The 16769-nt window shown below is 68.0% G+C and carries 16 protein-coding genes and 1 riboswitch; of the genes, 12 read left to right on the top strand and 4 right to left on the bottom strand.

The window, feature by feature from the left end:
* Positions 1 to 84: 84 nt before the first annotated feature.
* From QM569_RS06410 to QM569_RS06385, 6 genes are all read left to right on the top strand, one after another.
* On the top strand, positions 85 to 843 hold the full coding sequence (locus QM569_RS06410; RefSeq protein ID WP_414986394.1) for a sulfite exporter TauE/SafE family protein: 759 nt from the start codon (positions 85 to 87) through the stop codon (positions 841 to 843).
* A gap of 186 nt (positions 844 to 1029) precedes the next feature.
* Complete coding sequence (locus QM569_RS06405; protein ID WP_414986393.1) at positions 1030 to 1791, top strand: ABC transporter substrate-binding protein; 762 nt, start codon at positions 1030 to 1032, stop codon at positions 1789 to 1791.
* A gap of 22 nt (positions 1792 to 1813) precedes the next feature.
* Positions 1814 to 2596, top strand: coding sequence for an amino acid ABC transporter permease (locus QM569_RS06400; protein ID WP_414986392.1), 783 nt, complete (start codon positions 1814 to 1816; stop codon positions 2594 to 2596).
* Positions 2593 to 3330, top strand: a complete 738-nt coding sequence (locus QM569_RS06395) for an amino acid ABC transporter ATP-binding protein (RefSeq protein ID WP_414986391.1) — start codon at positions 2593 to 2595, stop codon at positions 3328 to 3330. Before QM569_RS06400 ends, QM569_RS06395 begins: the two co-directional genes overlap by 4 nt.
* Positions 3331 to 3380: 50 nt before the next feature.
* On the top strand, positions 3381 to 4673 hold the full coding sequence (locus QM569_RS06390) for a DcaP family trimeric outer membrane transporter (RefSeq protein ID WP_414986390.1): 1293 nt from the start codon (positions 3381 to 3383) through the stop codon (positions 4671 to 4673).
* Positions 4674 to 4728: 55 nt separating this feature from the next.
* On the top strand, positions 4729 to 5616 hold the full coding sequence (locus QM569_RS06385) for a DMT family transporter (protein WP_414986389.1): 888 nt from the start codon (positions 4729 to 4731) through the stop codon (positions 5614 to 5616).
* A 49-nt stretch (positions 5617 to 5665) separates the two neighbouring features.
* On the opposite strand, the gene metH is transcribed toward QM569_RS06385, so the two are convergent.
* Both metH and QM569_RS06375 read right to left on the bottom strand, forming a co-directional pair.
* Positions 5666 to 8392: a methionine synthase gene (gene metH / locus QM569_RS06380; protein WP_414986388.1), complete on the bottom strand. Its 2727-nt coding sequence runs from the start codon at positions 8390 to 8392 to the stop codon at positions 5666 to 5668.
* Between the two features lie 30 nt (positions 8393 to 8422).
* A riboswitch (S-adenosyl-L-homocysteine riboswitch) is annotated at positions 8423 to 8501 on the bottom strand.
* Between the two features lie 10 nt (positions 8502 to 8511).
* On the bottom strand, positions 8512 to 9450 hold the full coding sequence (locus QM569_RS06375; RefSeq protein WP_414986387.1) for a GGDEF domain-containing protein: 939 nt from the start codon (positions 9448 to 9450) through the stop codon (positions 8512 to 8514).
* A gap of 246 nt (positions 9451 to 9696) precedes the next feature.
* On the opposite strand from QM569_RS06375, the gene QM569_RS06370 reads away from it, so the two are divergent.
* On the top strand, positions 9697 to 10002 hold the full coding sequence (locus tag QM569_RS06370; RefSeq protein WP_414986386.1) for a flagellar basal body protein: 306 nt from the start codon (positions 9697 to 9699) through the stop codon (positions 10000 to 10002).
* 138 nt (positions 10003 to 10140) lie between these two features.
* Here QM569_RS06370 and QM569_RS06365 read toward each other — a convergent pair whose 3' ends face one another.
* Positions 10141 to 10386, bottom strand: coding sequence for a DUF2061 domain-containing protein (locus QM569_RS06365; protein ID WP_414986385.1), 246 nt, complete (start codon positions 10384 to 10386; stop codon positions 10141 to 10143).
* Positions 10387 to 10561: 175 nt separating this feature from the next.
* On the opposite strand from QM569_RS06365, the gene nikR reads away from it, so the two are divergent.
* The 4 genes from nikR (at position 10562) to QM569_RS06345 (ending at position 14603) form a co-directional block, all read left to right on the top strand.
* Complete coding sequence (gene nikR / locus QM569_RS06360) at positions 10562 to 11071, top strand: nickel-responsive transcriptional regulator NikR (RefSeq protein WP_414986384.1); 510 nt, start codon at positions 10562 to 10564, stop codon at positions 11069 to 11071.
* Positions 11072 to 11158: 87 nt separating this feature from the next.
* The gene (locus QM569_RS06355) at positions 11159 to 13249 is read left to right on the top strand and encodes a TonB-dependent receptor (protein ID WP_414986383.1); all 2091 of its coding nucleotides are present in this window, start codon (positions 11159 to 11161) and stop codon (positions 13247 to 13249) included.
* Positions 13250 to 13403: 154 nt separating this feature from the next.
* The gene (locus QM569_RS06350) at positions 13404 to 14105 is read left to right on the top strand and encodes a riboflavin synthase subunit alpha (protein ID WP_414986382.1); all 702 of its coding nucleotides are present in this window, start codon (positions 13404 to 13406) and stop codon (positions 14103 to 14105) included.
* A gap of 3 nt (positions 14106 to 14108) precedes the next feature.
* The gene (locus QM569_RS06345; RefSeq protein WP_414986381.1) at positions 14109 to 14603 is read left to right on the top strand and encodes an NUDIX hydrolase; all 495 of its coding nucleotides are present in this window, start codon (positions 14109 to 14111) and stop codon (positions 14601 to 14603) included.
* Positions 14604 to 14607: 4 nt separating this feature from the next.
* Here the strand turns inward: QM569_RS06345 and QM569_RS06340 are convergent, their stop codons facing one another.
* Positions 14608 to 15297 carry an NYN domain-containing protein gene (locus tag QM569_RS06340; protein ID WP_414986380.1) on the bottom strand — a complete coding sequence of 230 codons (690 nt, stop codon included), beginning with the start codon at positions 15295 to 15297 and terminating at the stop codon, positions 14608 to 14610.
* Between the two features lie 137 nt (positions 15298 to 15434).
* Between QM569_RS06340 and mnmA the strand changes: the two genes are divergently transcribed.
* A complete protein-coding gene (gene mnmA / locus QM569_RS06335) occupies positions 15435 to 16574 on the top strand; it encodes a tRNA 2-thiouridine(34) synthase MnmA (RefSeq protein ID WP_414986379.1) in 1140 nt (379 codons plus the stop codon).
* Positions 16575 to 16769: the final 195 nt, after the last annotated feature.

Here is a 16769-nt window from a genome sequence, read left to right as displayed (position 1 = left end):
TTTACCAGGCGCTGGCGATCCCAGCGCCTTTTTCTTGTCCGTGCTCTCCTGAATTGATAGCTGCCAGGCTGCGACAATCCTGCGATGGAATGGATTTTCATCACCCTGGCCTCGCTGCTCGCGGGTTTTGTCGATGCGATCGTGGGCGGCGGCGGGCTGGTGTTGGTGCCTGCCCTGTTCGCAGCCTTTCCCGGCGCGCCGCCCGCCACGCTGCTGGGCACCAACAAGGCGGCGTCCGTCTGGGGCACGGCCATGGCGACCTGGCAGTACAGCCGCCGCGTGCAGGTGCGCTGGCGGGCCATGGTGCCAGCCGCCGCCGCCGGGTTTGCGGGCTCGTTCGCGGGGGCCTGGGCCGTCACGGTGCTGTCGGCGGACTTCCTGCGCAAGCTGCTGCCCCTGGTGCTGCTGGCCGTGCTGGCCTACACCCTGGCCAAGAAGGAGCTGGGCCGCCACCACACGCCGCGCTTCACGGGCGCGGCCGAAGCGGTGGCCGCCTGCCTGATCGGGCTGTCCATCGGCTTCTACGACGGCTTCTTCGGCCCGGGCACGGGCAGTTTTTTCGTCTTCCTGTTCGTGCGGCTGCTGGGCTACGACTTTCTCAACGCCTCGGCCTCGGCCAAGCTGCTCAACTGCGCCACTAACGTGGCGGCCATCATCCTGTTCGCAGCCAAGGGCCACGTGTGGTGGCACTTCGCGGTGACGCTGGCCGTCGCCAACGTGGTGGGCAGCCTGCTGGGCACGCACCTGGCGCTCAAGCACGGCACGGGCTTCGTGCGCGGCATCTTCATCCTGGTGGTGGGCGCGCTGATCCTCAAGACCGGGTACGACGCCTTCCTGCGCTGACGAAGCACCTTGTTGCAATTTGGCACAGAGCCGGATCAGCGGCGTGCCGAACTTTATAATCGTGCCCCTTTGATGGTGCCAGGCTTCGCGTTTTGCGATGACTGCATCGCCTCACACCGCGTCTCCGGCCTGCTATCCGCATGCCGGATTTTTTGTACCTGAAATACCCCGGACAGGACCCATTCCATGAAATTGTTCAAGGCCGTTGCCACCGCCATCGCGCTCTGCGCCGCATTCGCCGCCCAGGCCCGCACGCTGGACGAGGTCAAGAAGGACGGCAAGCTGCTCGTCGCCACCGAAGGCCAGTTCGCGCCGTTCAATTTCTTCAATGGCACGACCCTGACGGGCTTCGAGGTGGAAGTGGCCGAGCTGGTCGCCAAGAAGATGGGCCTCGCCATCCAGTGGAAGACGCTGGGCTTCGACGCCCTGCTGACCGGCCTGCGCCAGGACCGCTGGGACCTGGTGATTGCCTCGCATGGCATCACCGACGAGCGCGCCAAGGCCGTCACCTTCACCGACCCGCATTACTGCTCGGGCGGCATGATCATTTCGCTGGACCCGGCCATCAGGAGCGCCAAGGACCTGGCGGGCAAGGTGGTGGCCGTGCAGACGGGCACCAGCTACCTGGAGAACGTGCAGAAGGTCTCCACCATCAAGGAAATGAAGAACTACCCCACCGACGTGGACGCGCGCAGCGCGCTGGCCTCGCGCCGCGTGGACGCCTGGGTGACCGACCGCTTCGTCGCCAAGGCCGTGGCCGAGAAGAACCCCGGCGCGGGCCTGAAGCTGGGCGAGATGCTGTTCATCGAGCGCATCGCCGCCGCCGTCGCCAAGGGCAACAGCTCGCTGGCAGGCGCCTGGAACAAGGCCCTGGCCGAGGTGATGGCCGACGGCAGCTACGCCGCCGTGTCCAAGAAGTACTTCAACGAAGACGTGCGCTGCCACTGATTCAGCAGCAGCTCCGTTCCCCATGCTCACCGCCCTTTGGCCGCAGCGCTGGAGCCGCCAGCAGCGCAGCAACGCCACGCTCGTCGCCGCCGTCATCCTGATGGTGCTGGTGCTGGCGCTGCTCGGCCAGCTGCTGTCCTTCCTGCCCGACCCCATCGGCCCCAACGCCCAGGCGTTCTCTGACGGCGCGCGCACCACCCTGTGGCTCACGCTGGTGAGCGGCAGCGTGGGCCTGGTGCTGGGCACCGGCGCGGCCCTGGCCCGCACGGCGCGCTGGGAGGGGGTGTGCTGGGTGGCGAGCTTCTACGTCTGGGTGATCCGCGGCACGCCGCTGCTGGTGCAGATCCTGTTCGTCTATTTCGCGCTGCCCGTGCTGGTGCCGGGCCTGAACCTGCCCGACTTCGCCGCCGCCGTGGTGGCGCTGGGCCTGAACGTGGGCGCGTACAACGCCGAGGCCATCCGCGCCGGGCTGCTGGCCGTGCCGCGCGGCCAGACCGAGGCCGCCAAGGCGCTGGGCCTGGGGCGGCTGCACGTGTTCATGGACGTGGTGTTCCCGCAGGCGTTCAAGATCTCGCTGCCGCCGCTGGTGAGCAACTTCGTGGCGCTGCTGAAAGACTCGTCGCTGGCCTATGCCATCGGCGTGGTGGAGCTGACCAACGTGGGCAACCGCATCCAGTCGGCCACGTTCCAACCCATCGCCACGCTGTCCACCGTGGCCGTCACCTACCTGCTGCTGACCACGCTGGTCACGCAAATATCGAACGCCGTCGAGTACCGCTTCGACGTGGAAGGGCGCAGCAAATGACCACGCCTTTCATCGTGGTCGAGCACGTGTGCAAGTCGTTCGGCGCGCACCAGGTGCTCAAAGACGTATCGACCACCTTCAACACTGGCGAGGTGACGGTCATCATCGGCGCCTCGGGCTCGGGCAAGAGCACGCTGCTGCGCGCCATCAACCGCCTGGAGCCGCACGACACGGGCCGCATCACCATCGGCGGCGAGGAAGTCACCGACCACCTGCACACCCTGCAAAAGCAGCGCAGCGAGGTCGGCATGGTGTTCCAGCAGTTCAACCTGTTCGGCCACATGAGCGTGCTGGACAACGTGACGCTGGCCCCGCGCCGCATCCGCCGCACGCCGCGCGCCCAGGCCAACGAGCAGGCCCTGGCCCTGCTGCGCCGCGTGGGCATGCAGGAGCACGCGCACAAGTACCCCTGGCAGCTCTCGGGCGGGCAGCAGCAGCGCGTGGCGATTGCGCGCGCGCTGGCCATGCAGCCCAAGGTGATGCTGTTCGACGAACCCACCAGCGCGCTCGACCCCGAGATGGTGCAAGAGGTGCTGGACGTGATGCGCGAGCTGGCGCGCGGCGGCATGACCATGATCGTGGTGACGCACGAAATGGGCTTCGCCCGCGAGGTGGCCGACCGCGTCATGTTCTTCGACCAGGGCCGCATCGCGCACGACGCGCCGCCCCAAGCGTTTTTCAGCAACCCCGCGAATGACCGCATCCGCGCTTTCATCGGCCGCATGACCGCCTGAGATCCAGGCGCTGCGGCAACAACCCCAGCCCCTACCGGAGTGACCCCCCCATGAAACTGAACCACACGTTCTTCGCCCTGCTGGCCGCCGGCCTGTGCAGCCTGCCGCCCGCCGCGCTCGCCCAGACCGCCAAGGACTTCGAAGACCTGCGCAACGAGCTGAAGGCCCTGCGCGCCGAGCTGAACCAGCTCAAGGCCCAGCAGGCCGCGCAGCCCGCACCGGCAGCGTCCGCATCGGCCTGGAACGACCGCATCGACGCCGTGGAGCTCAAGCAGAAAGACGCCGTGGTGCTGGGCGACATCCCCGGCAGCTTCCGCCTGCCCGGCAGCGAAACGTCCATCCGCGTCTATGGCCACGCCGAAGCCAACCTGGTCAAGGACTTCAAGGGCACGGCCCCCGGCGACACCTTCACCAACCTGATGGAGCAGCCCCTGGGCGACGTGCGCGGCGGCAAGTCCAGCCTGACGGCGCAAACCTCGCGCTTCGGCTTTGAAACGTCCACGCCCACCGGCGTCGGCACCTTCAACACCAAGCTCGAAGCCGACTTCTATGCCTACTGCGGCAGCGAGTGCAACCGGGGCCGCCTGCGCCTGCGCCACGCCTACGGCGAATACGCGGGCTGGCTGATCGGCCAGACCTGGTCCACCTTCATGGACGTGGACAACCTGCCCGAGACGGTGGACTTCAACGGCCCGCCCGGCGCCACCTTCCGCCGCCCGGCCCAGATCCGCTACACCTACAACAACCCCAACCTCGCCAAGTTCCAGTTCGCGCTGGAAGAGCCCACCGACGGCGCCAAGGGCCTGAACTTCGTCGCCCGTGTTGACAAGGCGTTCGACTGGGGCAACGTGAACGCCCGCCTGCTGTCGCACGAGCAGCGCGTGGACGGCGTCAGCAAGCGCGGCACCGGCTTCGGCCTGGGCGCGGGCTACAAGCTCACCAGCACCGCCACGCTGATGGCGCAGTACACGCGCCTCGACGGCGACGGCGACGGCGCCTACCTGGTCGGCGCCAACTACCCCGTGCTGGACAACGGCACCCTGCGCCTGGACCGCGCGCACGGCGTGGTGCTGGGCCTGACCAACGCCTTCAGTGAACAACTGCGCGGCACCGTGTCGCTGGGCATGGTGCGCTCGCGCCACAAGCTGGGCGACGCCTACGTGGACGCCTACGGCGCCGAAGGCAACAGCAAGCTGGTCCAGTGGCACGCAGGCATGTACTACCTGCCCATCAAGAGCGTGGAACTGGGCGGCGAGCTGATCGGCGGCCGCCGCACCACCTTCGACGGACAGCAGGGCGACATGCTGCGCCTGAACCTGCAGGCCCGTTATCTGTTCAACTGATCTATCTCACAGGCAAGAGCGGCTGGCCGGGCAACCGGCCAGCCCTTTTTTGTTGATGCGCCCAGAACGACTCGGCCTGATGGCCCTGCTGGCGGTGACCGTGGTGTGGGGCACCACCTTCCCCGCCATGAAACTGCTCTCCGCCCGGCTCGACGCCCTGCAGATCATCTGGCTGCGCTTCGCCATCGCGCTGGCCGTGCTGGCCCCCCTGTGGCGCGGCATGCAGCGCCACGAGCGGCGCTGGGGCTGCGCCCTGGGCGCGCTGCTGTTCCTGGCGTTCTGGCTGCAGATCGAGGGCCTCGCGCACACCAGCAGCAACCGCAACGCCTTCGTCACCGGCCTGAACGTGCTGGTGGTGCCGCTCATCGCCATGGCCGCCCTGGGCCGCCGCTACGGCTGGCAGCTCTGGGCCGCCTGCGCCATGGCCTGCGCGGGCATGGCGCTGATGTTCCACGAGAACGAGCCCTGGAACCTGGGCGATTCGCTGACGCTGGCGAGCACGGTCTTCTACGCCATCTACATCCTGGCGCTGGAAGAATGCGCCCGTCGCAACGCCGCCCAACCCCCGCGCGCCACGCGCATGGCCGCCGCCCAGGCCACGGTGATGGCGCTGGCGTCCACCCTGATGCTGCTGCTCACGCGCGAGAACGGCCCGGGCAGCCTGCTGCAATCCGCCGCGCAACTGCCTTTCGACGCCTGGGCGGCGTTGGTGTACCTGGCCCTGCTGGCCAGCGTGGTCGTCGTCACCCTGCAAGCCTGGGGCCAGCAGCGCGTGGACGCCCTGCGCAGCGCCATCGTCTTCGGGCTGGAGCCCGTGTTCGCGGCCCTCACCGCCTGGGCCCTGCTGGGCGAGCGCCTGGGCTGGCCGGGCCTGGCAGGCGCGGCGCTGATCGTGGCGGCGCTGGTGTTCAGCCAGGTGCAGCCTGCGCCGCAGAAATCTTAGTCAAAATGGCCTCTAGCGCTTGCTGGATAAGCGCTGGCAGCTATCAAAATCATAGATTCGGCCCCAGCAGCCGCCGCAGCTCGGCCTCGTCCATGCCGCGCCGCTGTGCCAAATCGGCCAACTGATCCTCGCCGATGCGGCCCACGTTGAAGTACGTGCTCTCGGGGTGGCCGATGTAGAAGCCGCTCACGCTGGCGGCGGGCATCATCGCCAGGCTTTCGGTGAGCTGCATGCCGATCTCCTGGGCCTGCAGGACGCGGAACAGGTCGATCTTGGCGCTGTGGTCCGGGCAGGCGGGGTAGCCGGGGGCGGGGCGGATGCCCTGGTACTTCTCGGCGATCATGTCGTCGTTGCTCAGGGCCTCGCCCGCCGCGTAGCCCCACAGGTCGGTGCGCACGCGCTGGTGCAGGCATTCGGCGAAGGCTTCGGCCAGGCGGTCGGCCAGGGCCTTGAGCATGATGGCGCTGTAGTCGTCCAGCGCGTCGAGGAAGGCTTTCTCTTTCTTCTCCACGCCCAGGCCCGCCGTCACGGCGAACAGGCCCGCATAGTCGGCAATGCCGCTGCTCTTGGGCGCGACGAAGTCGGCCAGGCACCGGCTGGGGCGCATCACGCCGTCGATCTCCTGCTTTTCGGTCTGCTGGCGCAGGCCGTACCAGGTCATCGCTACCCGCTCGCGCGATTCGTCGGTGTAGAACTCGATGTCGTCGCCCACGCTGTTGGCGGGGTACAGGGCCAGCACGCCGCTGGCGCTCAACCAGCGGCCTTCGATGAGCTTCTTCAGCATCTCTTTGCCCTCGGCGAACACGCGCGTGGCCTGCTCGCCCACGATCTCGTCGGTGAGGATGGCGGGGTACGGCCCGGCGAGATCCCAAGTCTGGAAGAACGGGCCCCAGTCGATGTACTGCTCCAGCTCGTTCAAATCGAAGTTCTTGAACACGCGGCGGCCCAGCAGGCGCGGCTGCGGCGGCGTGTAGGTATGGAAGTTGACGGGCGTGCGGTTGGCGCGCGCCTGGGCCAGCGGCCACAGCGGCGTCTGCTTCTTGTTGGCGTGCTGGTGGCGCACTTTCTCGTAGTCGGCCTGCACTTCGGCCAGGTAGTCGGCCTTGCCGTCGCCCAGCAGGTTCTGCGCCACGCCCACGCTGCGCGAGGCGTCGGGCACATAGACGACGGGGCCTTCGTAGTGCGGCGCGATCTTGACGGCGGTGTGTACGCGCGAGCAGGTGGCGCCGCCGATGAGCAGCGGGATTTTCTTGATGCGGAAGTACTCGTCCTTCTGCATCTCGCCCGCCACGTACTGCATCTCCTCCAGGCTGGGCGTGATGAGGCCCGACAGGCCCACGATGTCCACGCCCTCGGCCTTGGCGCGCGCCAATATCTCGTGGCAGGGCACCATCACGCCCATGTTGATGACCTCGAAGTTGTTGCACTGCAGGACGACGGTGACGATGTTCTTGCCGATGTCGTGTACGTCGCCCTTGACGGTGGCGATGACGATCTTGCCCTTGCTGCGCACGTCGCGCCCGGCCAGCTCGTCCTGGCGCTTTTCTTCCTCGATGTAGGGGATGAGGTGCGCCACGGCGGACTTCATCACGCGGGCGCTTTTCACCACCTGGGGCAGGAACATCTTGCCCGCGCCGAACAGGTCGCCCACGATGTTCATGCCGTCCATCAGCGGGCCTTCGATGACGTGCAGCGGGCGTCCCCCTTTGGCGAGGATGGCGCGGTAGGCTTCTTCGGTGTCCTCGACCACGAAGTCGGTGATGCCATGCACCAGCGCGTGGCTCAGGCGCTGCTCCACGGTGCCGCTGCGCCACTCCAGCTTCTTGCTGTCGTCCTTGGCCGCGCCCTTGGCGGACTCGGCGATCTCCAGCAGGCGTTCGGCCGCGTCGGGGCGGCGGTTGAGCACCACGTCTTCCACGCGCTCGCGCAACTCGGGGTCGAGGTCGTCATACACGCCCACCATGCCCGCGTTGACGATGCCCATGTCCATGCCGGCCTTGATGGCGTGGTACAGGAACACGGTGTGGATGGCCTCGCGCACGGGGTCGTTGCCGCGGAAGCTGAAGGACACGTTCGACACGCCACCCGACACCTTCGCGCCCGGCAGGTGCTGCTTGATCCAGCGCGTGGCCTCGATGAATTCGACGGCGTAGTTGTTGTGCTCCTCGATGCCGGTGGCCACGGCGAAGATGTTGGGGTCGAAGATGATGTCCTCGGGCGCGAAGCCCACCTCGTCCACCAGCACGCGGTAGGCGCGCTCGCAAATTTCGATCTTGCGCTGGTAGGTATCGGCCTGGCCCACCTCGTCGAAGGCCATCACCACGGCAGCGGCGCCGTAGCGCTTGACGAGCCTGGCCTCGTGCTTGAACTTGTCCACCCCCTCTTTCATGCTGATGGAGTTGACGATGCCCTTGCCCTGGATGCAGCGCAGCCCGGCCTCGATCACCTCCCACTTGGACGAGTCCACCATGATGGGCACGCGGGCGATGTCGGGCTCGCTGGCGATGAGGTTCAGAAAGCGCACCATGGCGGCCTTGCTGTCGAGCATGGCCTCGTCCATGTTGATGTCGATGACCTGCGCGCCGTTTTCCACCTGCTGGCGGGCGACGGCCAGGGCGTCCTCGTACTGGCCGTTCAGGATCATGCGCGCGAACGCCTTGGAGCCGGTGACGTTGGTGCGCTCGCCGATGTTGACGAACAGCGTGCCCTCGCCGATGGAGACGGGCTCCAGGCCGGACAGCTTCATGGGGGGGACGCGGGGAAGGACGGCAGACATGGGGCTCACCTGTGCGGTCGTGTTCTGGAAGACAGGCGAGCGTCGTTGCAAAAAAAGCGGCCCCAAGCCTGACGGGCCATCACGGCCCGCTGCAACGCTCCTTGGGGAAAGGCGGGATTTTAGTCGGCCCACACGGCCCGGTCGCGCCCTATGGCCTTGGCGGCATACATGGCGCGATCGGCATGGATGCATGCGGTGCGCGTGTCGTCCTGCGGGCGCAGCATGTACATGCCCGCCGAGCAGCTGTAGCCGAAGTCCGGCGCCTCGGCCAGCGGGCGGCGCAGGCTGACCTGCTGCAGCAGACGCTCCACCACCGCCTGCACCACCGGCGCGGGCGCGCCCGGCAGCAGCAGCATGAACTCCTCGCCGCCCAGGCGGCCAAAGCCGTCGCCCCGGCGCAGGCCGCGCTGCACCGTGCCCGCGAAGTCGTGCAGCACCGCATCGCCCGCGGCGTGGCCGAAGCGGTCGTTGACGGCCTTGAAGTTGTCCAGGTCCAGCAGCACCAGCCCGCAGCACTGGCCCCTGGCGCGCAACACGGCCAGGTGCTCGTCGAGCTGCTGCAGGATGTGGGCGCGGTTGCTGATGCCGGTGAGTGCATCGGTCTGCGCGGCGCGCAGGGCGCGGTCGCGCTGCTGGCGCAGGCTGCGCTCGCCCGAGCGCAGCGGCGTGATGTCCATCGCCACCAGCAGCAGCCAGCCGTCGGGGCGCACGGTTTCGCTGATCCACAGCCAGCGGCCATCGCGCAGGTCCACCTCGAAGGCGCGAAAGGGCTGCTTGCCCCGCCGCGTGCTGGCCGATGCGATCCAGGCCTCGATGTCGTCCGTCTCGATCAGCGCGCCCGTGCCGTTGGCGTGGCAGCGGCGCATGATTTCAGCCCAGGTCAGGGATTCATCCGCGCCCAGCCCGTAGGCGCTGCGAAAGGCCGGGTTGGCGTAGCAGAGCCGGTCCGCATCGTCGTGCAGGGCGATGAGCACGGGCGCGCCGTGCTGCATGGCCAGCAGTTGCGACAGGACAGGATCGGGCGTGAACGGCAAGGGGGAACGCGGGCTGGTTTGCACGGGGTTGGGCCCAACGGGTGTAGCACAAAGACGTGTGCGGCTCTAGTGCAAGACACAATAGTTATCAATCAAATGGGGCTGCAGCGCTTGTGCAGCAAGCACGAGCAGCTATGGTTTTTTTCAATCACCGGTCGCCTGCAAAGCAACGGCGTTCGACCAGGAAGCCATCACGCGCTTGCCTGCGGCGTGGCACGCACGGACAATCAGGCCCCATCTTTGGCGGTTTTCACACACAAGGCACACGGCATGGCAAGCATTTCCTCGATCGGCAGTTCCGGCCTGCAGGCCGCGCAGCTGCGGCTGAATGCGTCGGCCAACAATGTGGCCAACATGAACACGCCCGGCTACCGCCGCGAGGTGGTGGCCCAGGAGGCTGCGCCTGGCAGCGCGGGCGTGCGCGCCACGGTGCAGCGCCAGCCGCAGGCCGACGGTGTGGCGCTGGAAGAAGAGGCGGTGGAGCAGATGTCGGCCACCTACGCCTTCAAGGCCAACCTGCAGACCCTCAAGGTGCAGGACCAGACCCTCGGGGCGCTGCTGGACATCCGGGCCTGACACGGCCCCGGGGCGGTCAGCCCGCCGCTGCCAGCGCGGCCAGGCGCCGCACCAGCCAGCGCTGGAATGCCAGGCCCGTGGCCGAGCGGCTGCGCAAGGGAATGGCGTACATCGCGGGGCTCCTTTCTTGATTCGCCTTCAGGCGGCTTGCGCAACGACCGCCGTGCGGTTGCGGCGCATGGCGCGGTCCCAGGCTTTCTCGTGGAAGAAGAACGCCACGGCCTGCACCGTGGGCTCCAGCAGGCTCAGTGTGAGCGAGGCCCACAGGTCGCCGGTGACGGCATAGGCCACCATCGCGGCCACGCCGATGTGGATGAGGTAGTAGCTGCCCGTCTTCATCAGCGCAGTCTTGTTCTGGCGGGCGGTGCGGCGGATGCGGGACATGGCGGGCTCCTTCGTCTGTTTTTTCTACGGAATGGGGAAATGGTAGTTATTCTCAATAGAAATTACCAATTGATGATTCCTAAGCGTAAGATAGACGCTATCGAAGCCATGCCCCGTGCGCCGGGCGCGGTGCGGGCCCTCTTTAAACTACCCGCCAGCGACTCCCAAGACCCCCATGCAACGCTTCACCATCTCCCTGGACGACGCCCTGGCGCAGCAGTTCGACGCTCTGATTACCGGCCAGGGCTACGAGAACCGGTCGGAGGCCGTGCGCGACCTCATCCGCTCCCGGCTGGGCAGTGAATCGCTGCAGGGGCCGAGCGCCGGTGCGCCGCGCCAGAAAAGTGCAGCGCCACATGGCGCCGCCGCCGCGTGGTGCGTGGCCAACGTGAGCTACGTGTACGACCACCACGAACAGACGGTGGCCGCGCGCGTGCTGGGCCTGCAGCACGACCACCACGACCTCGTGGTCACCAGCCTGCACACCCACCTGGACCACGACCACTGCCTGGAGACCCTGGTGCTGCGCGGCCCCACCGAGGCCGTGCGCACGCTGGCCGGGCAACTGGTGGCCCTGCGGGGTGTGCGCCACGGCAGTGTCCACCTGGTCCCGCTCGAAGCGGGCGGCGAAGGGCGCCACGCGCACGGCGGCGCCGCGCACACGCATTTCAAGCCCATCAACTGACCCGGCCTGCGCCAAATGGCGTATGGCGCTGCGGGCCTGTCGTATGAACAATCTTGAATTGTTCATACCACCTTCGATGGCGGCCCCATGCAATTTGCGCTCTTCTACCGTCCCTTCGCCTTCGGCCTGCTCGCCGCAGGCGTCCCCGCCTGGGCACAGCCCGCGACCCACCTGCCCGAAGTGCAGGTCCACGGCCCCCGCGACGCGGCCCTGGGCGAAGCCGACAGCGCCAGCGAGGGCGCGGCCGAGCGCGCCTCGTTCCAGGCCCGGCCCAAGCTGCGGCCCGGCGACATCGTGGAAGCCGTGCCCGGCGTGGTCGCCACCCAGCACTCGGGCGACGGCAAGGCCAACCAGTACTTTCTGCGCGGCTTCAACCTGGACCACGGCACGGACTTCGCCGTCACCGTGGACGGCATGCCCGTCAACATGCCCACGCACGGCCATGGGCAGGGGTTTGCCGACCTCAATTTTTTGATCCCCGAACTCGTCTCCGGCGTGCGCTACCGCAAGGGGCCGTACTTCGCCGACAGCGGAGACTTCTCGCTCGCGGGCTCGGCCTCGATGGACTACGTGAGCGCCCTGCCCGCGCCGTTCGCCGAAGCGACGGTGGGCGCGAACGGCTTCCGACGGCTGCTGGCCGCAGGCTCGCGCACCGTCAACGACGACAGCACCTGGCTCGGCGCCATCGAGCTGGAAGGCAACGACGGCCCCTGGAGCGCGCCCGAGCACCTGCGCAAAGTCAACGCCGTGTTGCGCTACGCCCAGGGCACGCCCGTGCGCGGCTTCTCCGTCACCGGCATGGCCTACCAAAGCCGCTGGAACGCCACCGACCAAATCCCCGAGCGGTTGATCGACAGCGGCGAACTGTCGCGCTGGGGCACGCTCAACCCCACGGACGGCGGCAGCACCCGGCGCCTGAGCCTGTCCGGCCAATGGTTCGACCACGGCCCCACGGGGCAGACGCGGATCAGCGCCTACGCCATCGACTACCGCTTCGCGCTGTTCTCCGACTTCACCTACTTTCTGAACAACCCCGTGCAGGGCGACCAGTTCGAGCAGACCGACCGCCGCCGCGTCTATGGCGCGCAGGCATCGCACCGCATGCCCAACCGCATCGCCGGGCGGGACGGGCTGCTGACCTTGGGCGCGCAGTGGCGCGGCGACCGCATCGCCGAGGTGGGCCTGTACGCCACGGCGGCGCGCGAGCGCCTGGCCACCGTGCGCGACGACGCGGTGTCGCAGGACCTGCTCTCGCTGTACGCCCAGCAGCTCGTGTACTTCAGCCCGCGCTGGCGCGGCTACGCAGGCCTGCGCGGCGACCTGCTGCGCTACCGCGTGCGCGGGCGCGAGGCCATCTACGGCGCCGCCAACAGCGGCAGCGGGCACGACGCGCTGGCCAGCCCCCAGGCCGGGCTGGCCTTTGCGCTGGCGCCCGCGCACGAGCTGTACCTGAACCTGGGCACGGGCTTTCACAGCAACGACGTGCGCGGCGCCACCATCCAGACCGACCCAGCGACCGGCCTGCCTGCCGACCGCGTACACGCGCTGGTCAGGGGCGTGGGCAGCGAGATCGGCTGGCGCCACCAGCGCGGCGAAGACCTCACGCTCACCGCCGCGCTGTGGCAGTTGCGGCTCGGCTCCGAGCTGGTCTATGTGGGCGACGCAGGCGCCACCGAGCCCGGCCGCGCCAGCCAGCGGCGCGGCGTCGAGGCCACGCTGCGCTGGCGGGCCAACGCCCGCTGGCGCCTGGAGGCCGACGCCGCCCTGTCCCGCGCGCGCTTTCGCGGCGAGCCGCCCGAAGGCGAGGGCAACCACGTGGACAACGCGGCCGAGCGCGTGCTGGCCGTCGGCGCCACCTACACCGCAGGCCCATGGACGGCCTCGCTGCGCGTGCGCCACATGGGCCCGCGCGCGCTGGACACGCTGGGCAGCGTGTACTCGCGCTCCAGCACGGTGCTGAACTTCGGCGCGCGCTACGCGGTCAACCGGCAGCTCACGCTGGGGCTGGACGTGTTCAACCTGGCGGGCCGCAAGGGGTACGACATCGAATACCTCTACGCCTCGTGTACGGCGGGCGAAGTGGCGCGCGGCGACTGCGGCGGCGGCATCGAGGGCCGCCACGTACACCCCATGGAGCCGCGCAGCGCGCGTGTGAGCGTGCGCTGGAGTTTTGAATGAAATATGGCTCCAGCTCTTACTGGACAAGCACAAGCAGCTATCAAAAATGAAGCATTGAAGGGCGAAGGCCCAGTCACGGCCCCGTCACGCGGCGGGGCCGCCGTGGCGGTTTTCAAGTGACCGCGCGGGCCGGGTGGCACAATCCCCGCCCACTATGTTCACCGGCATCGTCCAAGCCACGGCGGCCATCGCTGCCATCACCGACCGCGCGGGCCTGCGCAGCTTCACGCTCGAATTCCCCGAGGGGTTTTGCCAGGACCTCGCCATTGGCGCCAGCGTGGCGACGGACGGCGTGTGCCTCACCGTCACCGACATCGTCTCGCCCACGCGCGCCAATTTCGACGTGATGCTGCAAAGCCTGAACATCACCACCCTGGGCAGCCTGCGCGAGGGCGACCGCGTGAACGTGGAGCGCGCCGCCAAGGACGGCGCCGAGATCGGCGGCCACCCGCTGTCGGGCCACGTGGACTTCACGGGCACGCTCATCGAACGGCGCGAGTTCGACAACAACCTCGTCTGGCGCGTGGCCGTGCCCGAGCCGTTCCGTCGCTACGTCTTCGCCAAGGGCTACATCGCCGTCCACGGCGCCAGCCTCACGGTGGCCGAGGTGAATCGGCAGGAAGGCTGGTTCGAGGTCTGGCTCATCCCCGAGACGCGCCGCGCCACAGTGTTCGAGGGCAAGCGCGCGGGCGACCGCCTGAACATCGAGATCGAGCGCAGCACGCAGGTGGTGGTGGACACGGTGCGCGAGGCCGTGCAGGAGAGCCTGGGGCGCCTCACACCCGTGCTGGAGGCGCTGCTGAACGAAAAGGGCCTGGCACTCGACGACTTCCTGCCCGCGCCCCCGACGAGATAGCCCATGCCCAACCGCTGGAAGCCCAACGTCACCGTGGCCGCCGTCATCGAGCGCGAGGGCCGCTTTCTGCTGGTGGAGGAAGACACCGCCGACGGCCTGCGCCTGAACCACCCGGCGGGCCACCTGGACCCCGGCGAATCACCCGTGCAAGCCTGCGTGCGCGAGGTGCTGGAGGAAACGGCCCACGACTTCACCCCCACCGCGCTGGTGGGCGTGTACCTGAACCGCTTCACCCGCACGCGCACCGGCGACGACATCACCTACCTGCGCTTCACCTTCACCGGCACGGCGGGCGCTCACCACGCCTGGCGGCAGCTCGACGACGGCATCGTGCGCACGGTGTGGATGACGCTCGATGAAATCCGCGCCAGCGCCGCGCGGCTGCGCAGCCCCGTGGTGCTGCAGTCCATCGGCGACTACCTGGCGGGGCGGCGCTTTCCGCTGGACTTGGTGCATACCGACGCGAGCGTGCTGCGCGACCCCACCGTGGCGCGCTGATTCGCTACCAGTGCGATGGCTTGCTGGCCGGCTTCTTCTTGGTGGGCACGTTCTGCGGTAATTGCGACCGGGCCAGTTCGTCGTCCCGGATGTAGTGCCGCACCCAGTGCGCCAACGCCGTCAGCCGCTTGTTGGGCACCTTTCCGTCAGCCGGGGCTTTGTCACGCAGCGGCATGACCAGCCCAATTCTTGCCCCGGGCACATCGCCGCGAATCATCCGCAGGGCGGGCTCCAGATCGCTGTCGTTGGAGCAGATCACCAACTGTTCGCAGGCGCCGCGCACCGCGTCGCGGTAAGCATGCAGGGCCAGGTTCACATCGGTCTGCTTCTCTTCGATCATCCAGACGCGCGACATGTTGCTCTTGCGCGGATCGGTATCCGCCTGGTAGCTGGGCAGGGAAGCCGGCTCGAAGATGTGGAACCCGTTGATGATCTGCACCAGCCCAGGCGACATGGCCAGGAGCGCCCGGTGGTATTGGGTCTGCGCCCGCACCGACGCTTCGCCATGCCGGGCGTAGGATGCCTTGACCGGCGCCGTGAAGAACTTGATGGCGACCAGTTCCGCCCCAGGGTCTTGCGGCAACAGGATGCGGTCGCGAAACAGTGCCGCAACATCCTGCCACTTGTACGGCGTGCCCTTGAGCCGCGAGTAGTAGAGGTTGTAGCCGTCGATATAGACGGTCGTTCGGGTCATTTTTTGGCTGCGGCAAATGAAAAGGCCACCTTGCGGTGGCCTTCTCGCCCTAAGCCCGAGCCAACTGAATGACACCGCGAAGGGATTGTAGGCAGCTATTTTACAGCGGAACCTGGAGCGCCGGGATAATCGCCCCCATGAACAAGCAGCGCGTGGTGGTGGGCCTGTCGGGCGGCGTGGACTCTGCCGTGACGGCCTACCTTCTCAAACAGCAGGGCCACGAGGTGGTCGGCATCTTCATGAAGAACTGGGAAGATGACGACGACAGCGAATACTGCTCGTCCAACATCGACTTCGTGGACGCCGCCGCCGTGGCCGACGTGATCGGCATCGAGATCGAGCACGTCAACTTCGCGGCGGACTACAAGGACCGCGTGTTCGCCGAGTTCCTGCGCGAATACCAGGCGGGCCGCACGCCCAACCCCGACGTGCTGTGCAATGCCGAGATCAAGTTCAAGGCATTCCTCGACCACGCGATGCGCCTGGGCGCCGAGAAGATCGCCACCGGCCACTACGCCCGCGTGCGGCACAACCCGGCCACGGGCCTGCACGAGCTGCTCAAGGGCCTCGACCCCGCCAAGGACCAGAGCTATTTTCTGCACCGGCTGAACCAGGCGCAGCTTTCCAAGACGCTGTTCCCTGTGGGCGAGCTGCACAAGACCGAGGTGCGCCGCATCGCCGAGGACATCGGCCTGCCCAACGCCAAGAAGAAGGACTCCACCGGCATCTGCTTCATCGGCGAGCGGCCCTTCCGCGAGTTCCTCCACCGCTACATCAGCCACGCGCCCGGCCCCATCCTCGACGACCGGGGCCGCAGGCTGGGCCAGCACGTGGGCCTGTCGTTCTACACCCTGGGCCAGCGCCAGGGGCTGGGCATCGGTGGCGTGAAGGAAAAGGGCACAGGCGCGAAGGCGCCGTCTGGCCAGCCGGTGCGCGGCGGCGGCGAGCACGCGCCCTGGTTCGTGGCGCGCAAGGAGCTTGCAACGAATGTGCTGCGCGTGGTGCAAGGGCATGACCACCCGTGGCTGCTGTCGCACGGCCTGGGCGCGCTCGACGCGAGCTGGGTCGCGGGCCACCCGCCCGCCGCAGGCGCCTATGCCGCCAAGACGCGCTACCGCCAGGCCGACGCCCCGTGCGAGCTGGCGCCCCAGGGCGCAGACCGCTTCGCGCTGCACTTTCCGGATGCGCAATGGGCCGTCACGCCTGGGCAGTCGGCCGTGCTGTACGACGGCGAGGTGTGCCTGGGCGGGGGCATCATCGAGGCGGCGCAGCCGTGACCGCCGCCCGCCGGGCGGCCACTGGAATAACAGTCAAATCAGGCCCCAGCGCTTGATGGCAAAGCGCTGGCAGCTATCAAAATAAAAGCAAGCGATCAGAACGGAATGTCGTCGTCCATGTCGTCGAAGCCCGAGGCCGCGCGCGGCGGCTGGGCTGCGGGGGCAGGCGCGGGGCGCTGCGCCGGTGCCGCGGGC

This window comes from Acidovorax sp. (genome assembly GCF_047607405.1).
In the GTDB taxonomy this organism is placed as follows: Bacteria; Pseudomonadota; Gammaproteobacteria; order Burkholderiales; family Burkholderiaceae_C; genus Acidovorax.
This window is presented reverse-complemented; position numbering and strand designations above follow the sequence as displayed.

Bases quoted from the DNA above. Each gene is read 5' to 3' on its own strand.
- QM569_RS06410 (WP_414986394.1), top strand. From the start codon at position 85: ATGGAATGGATTTTCATCACCCTGGCCTCGCTGCTCGCGGGTTTTGTC.
- QM569_RS06405 (WP_414986393.1), top strand. From the start codon at position 1,030: ATGAAATTGTTCAAGGCCGTTGCCACCGCCATCGCGCTCTGCGCCGCA.
- QM569_RS06400 (WP_414986392.1), top strand. From the start codon at position 1,814: ATGCTCACCGCCCTTTGGCCGCAGCGCTGGAGCCGCCAGCAGCGCAGC.
- QM569_RS06395 (WP_414986391.1), top strand. From the start codon at position 2,593: ATGACCACGCCTTTCATCGTGGTCGAGCACGTGTGCAAGTCGTTCGGC.
- QM569_RS06390 (WP_414986390.1), top strand. From the start codon at position 3,381: ATGAAACTGAACCACACGTTCTTCGCCCTGCTGGCCGCCGGCCTGTGC.
- QM569_RS06385 (WP_414986389.1), top strand. From the start codon at position 4,729: ATGCGCCCAGAACGACTCGGCCTGATGGCCCTGCTGGCGGTGACCGTG.
- metH (WP_414986388.1), bottom strand. From the start codon at position 8,392: ATGTCTGCCGTCCTTCCCCGCGTCCCCCCCATGAAGCTGTCCGGCCTG.
- QM569_RS06370 (WP_414986386.1), top strand. From the start codon at position 9,697: ATGGCAAGCATTTCCTCGATCGGCAGTTCCGGCCTGCAGGCCGCGCAG.
- QM569_RS06365 (WP_414986385.1), bottom strand. From the start codon at position 10,386: ATGTCCCGCATCCGCCGCACCGCCCGCCAGAACAAGACTGCGCTGATG.
- nikR (WP_414986384.1), top strand. From the start codon at position 10,562: ATGCAACGCTTCACCATCTCCCTGGACGACGCCCTGGCGCAGCAGTTC.
- QM569_RS06355 (WP_414986383.1), top strand. From the start codon at position 11,159: ATGCAATTTGCGCTCTTCTACCGTCCCTTCGCCTTCGGCCTGCTCGCC.
- QM569_RS06350 (WP_414986382.1), top strand. From the start codon at position 13,404: ATGTTCACCGGCATCGTCCAAGCCACGGCGGCCATCGCTGCCATCACC.
- QM569_RS06345 (WP_414986381.1), top strand. From the start codon at position 14,109: ATGCCCAACCGCTGGAAGCCCAACGTCACCGTGGCCGCCGTCATCGAG.
- QM569_RS06340 (WP_414986380.1), bottom strand. From the start codon at position 15,297: ATGACCCGAACGACCGTCTATATCGACGGCTACAACCTCTACTACTCG.
- mnmA (WP_414986379.1), top strand. From the start codon at position 15,435: ATGAACAAGCAGCGCGTGGTGGTGGGCCTGTCGGGCGGCGTGGACTCT.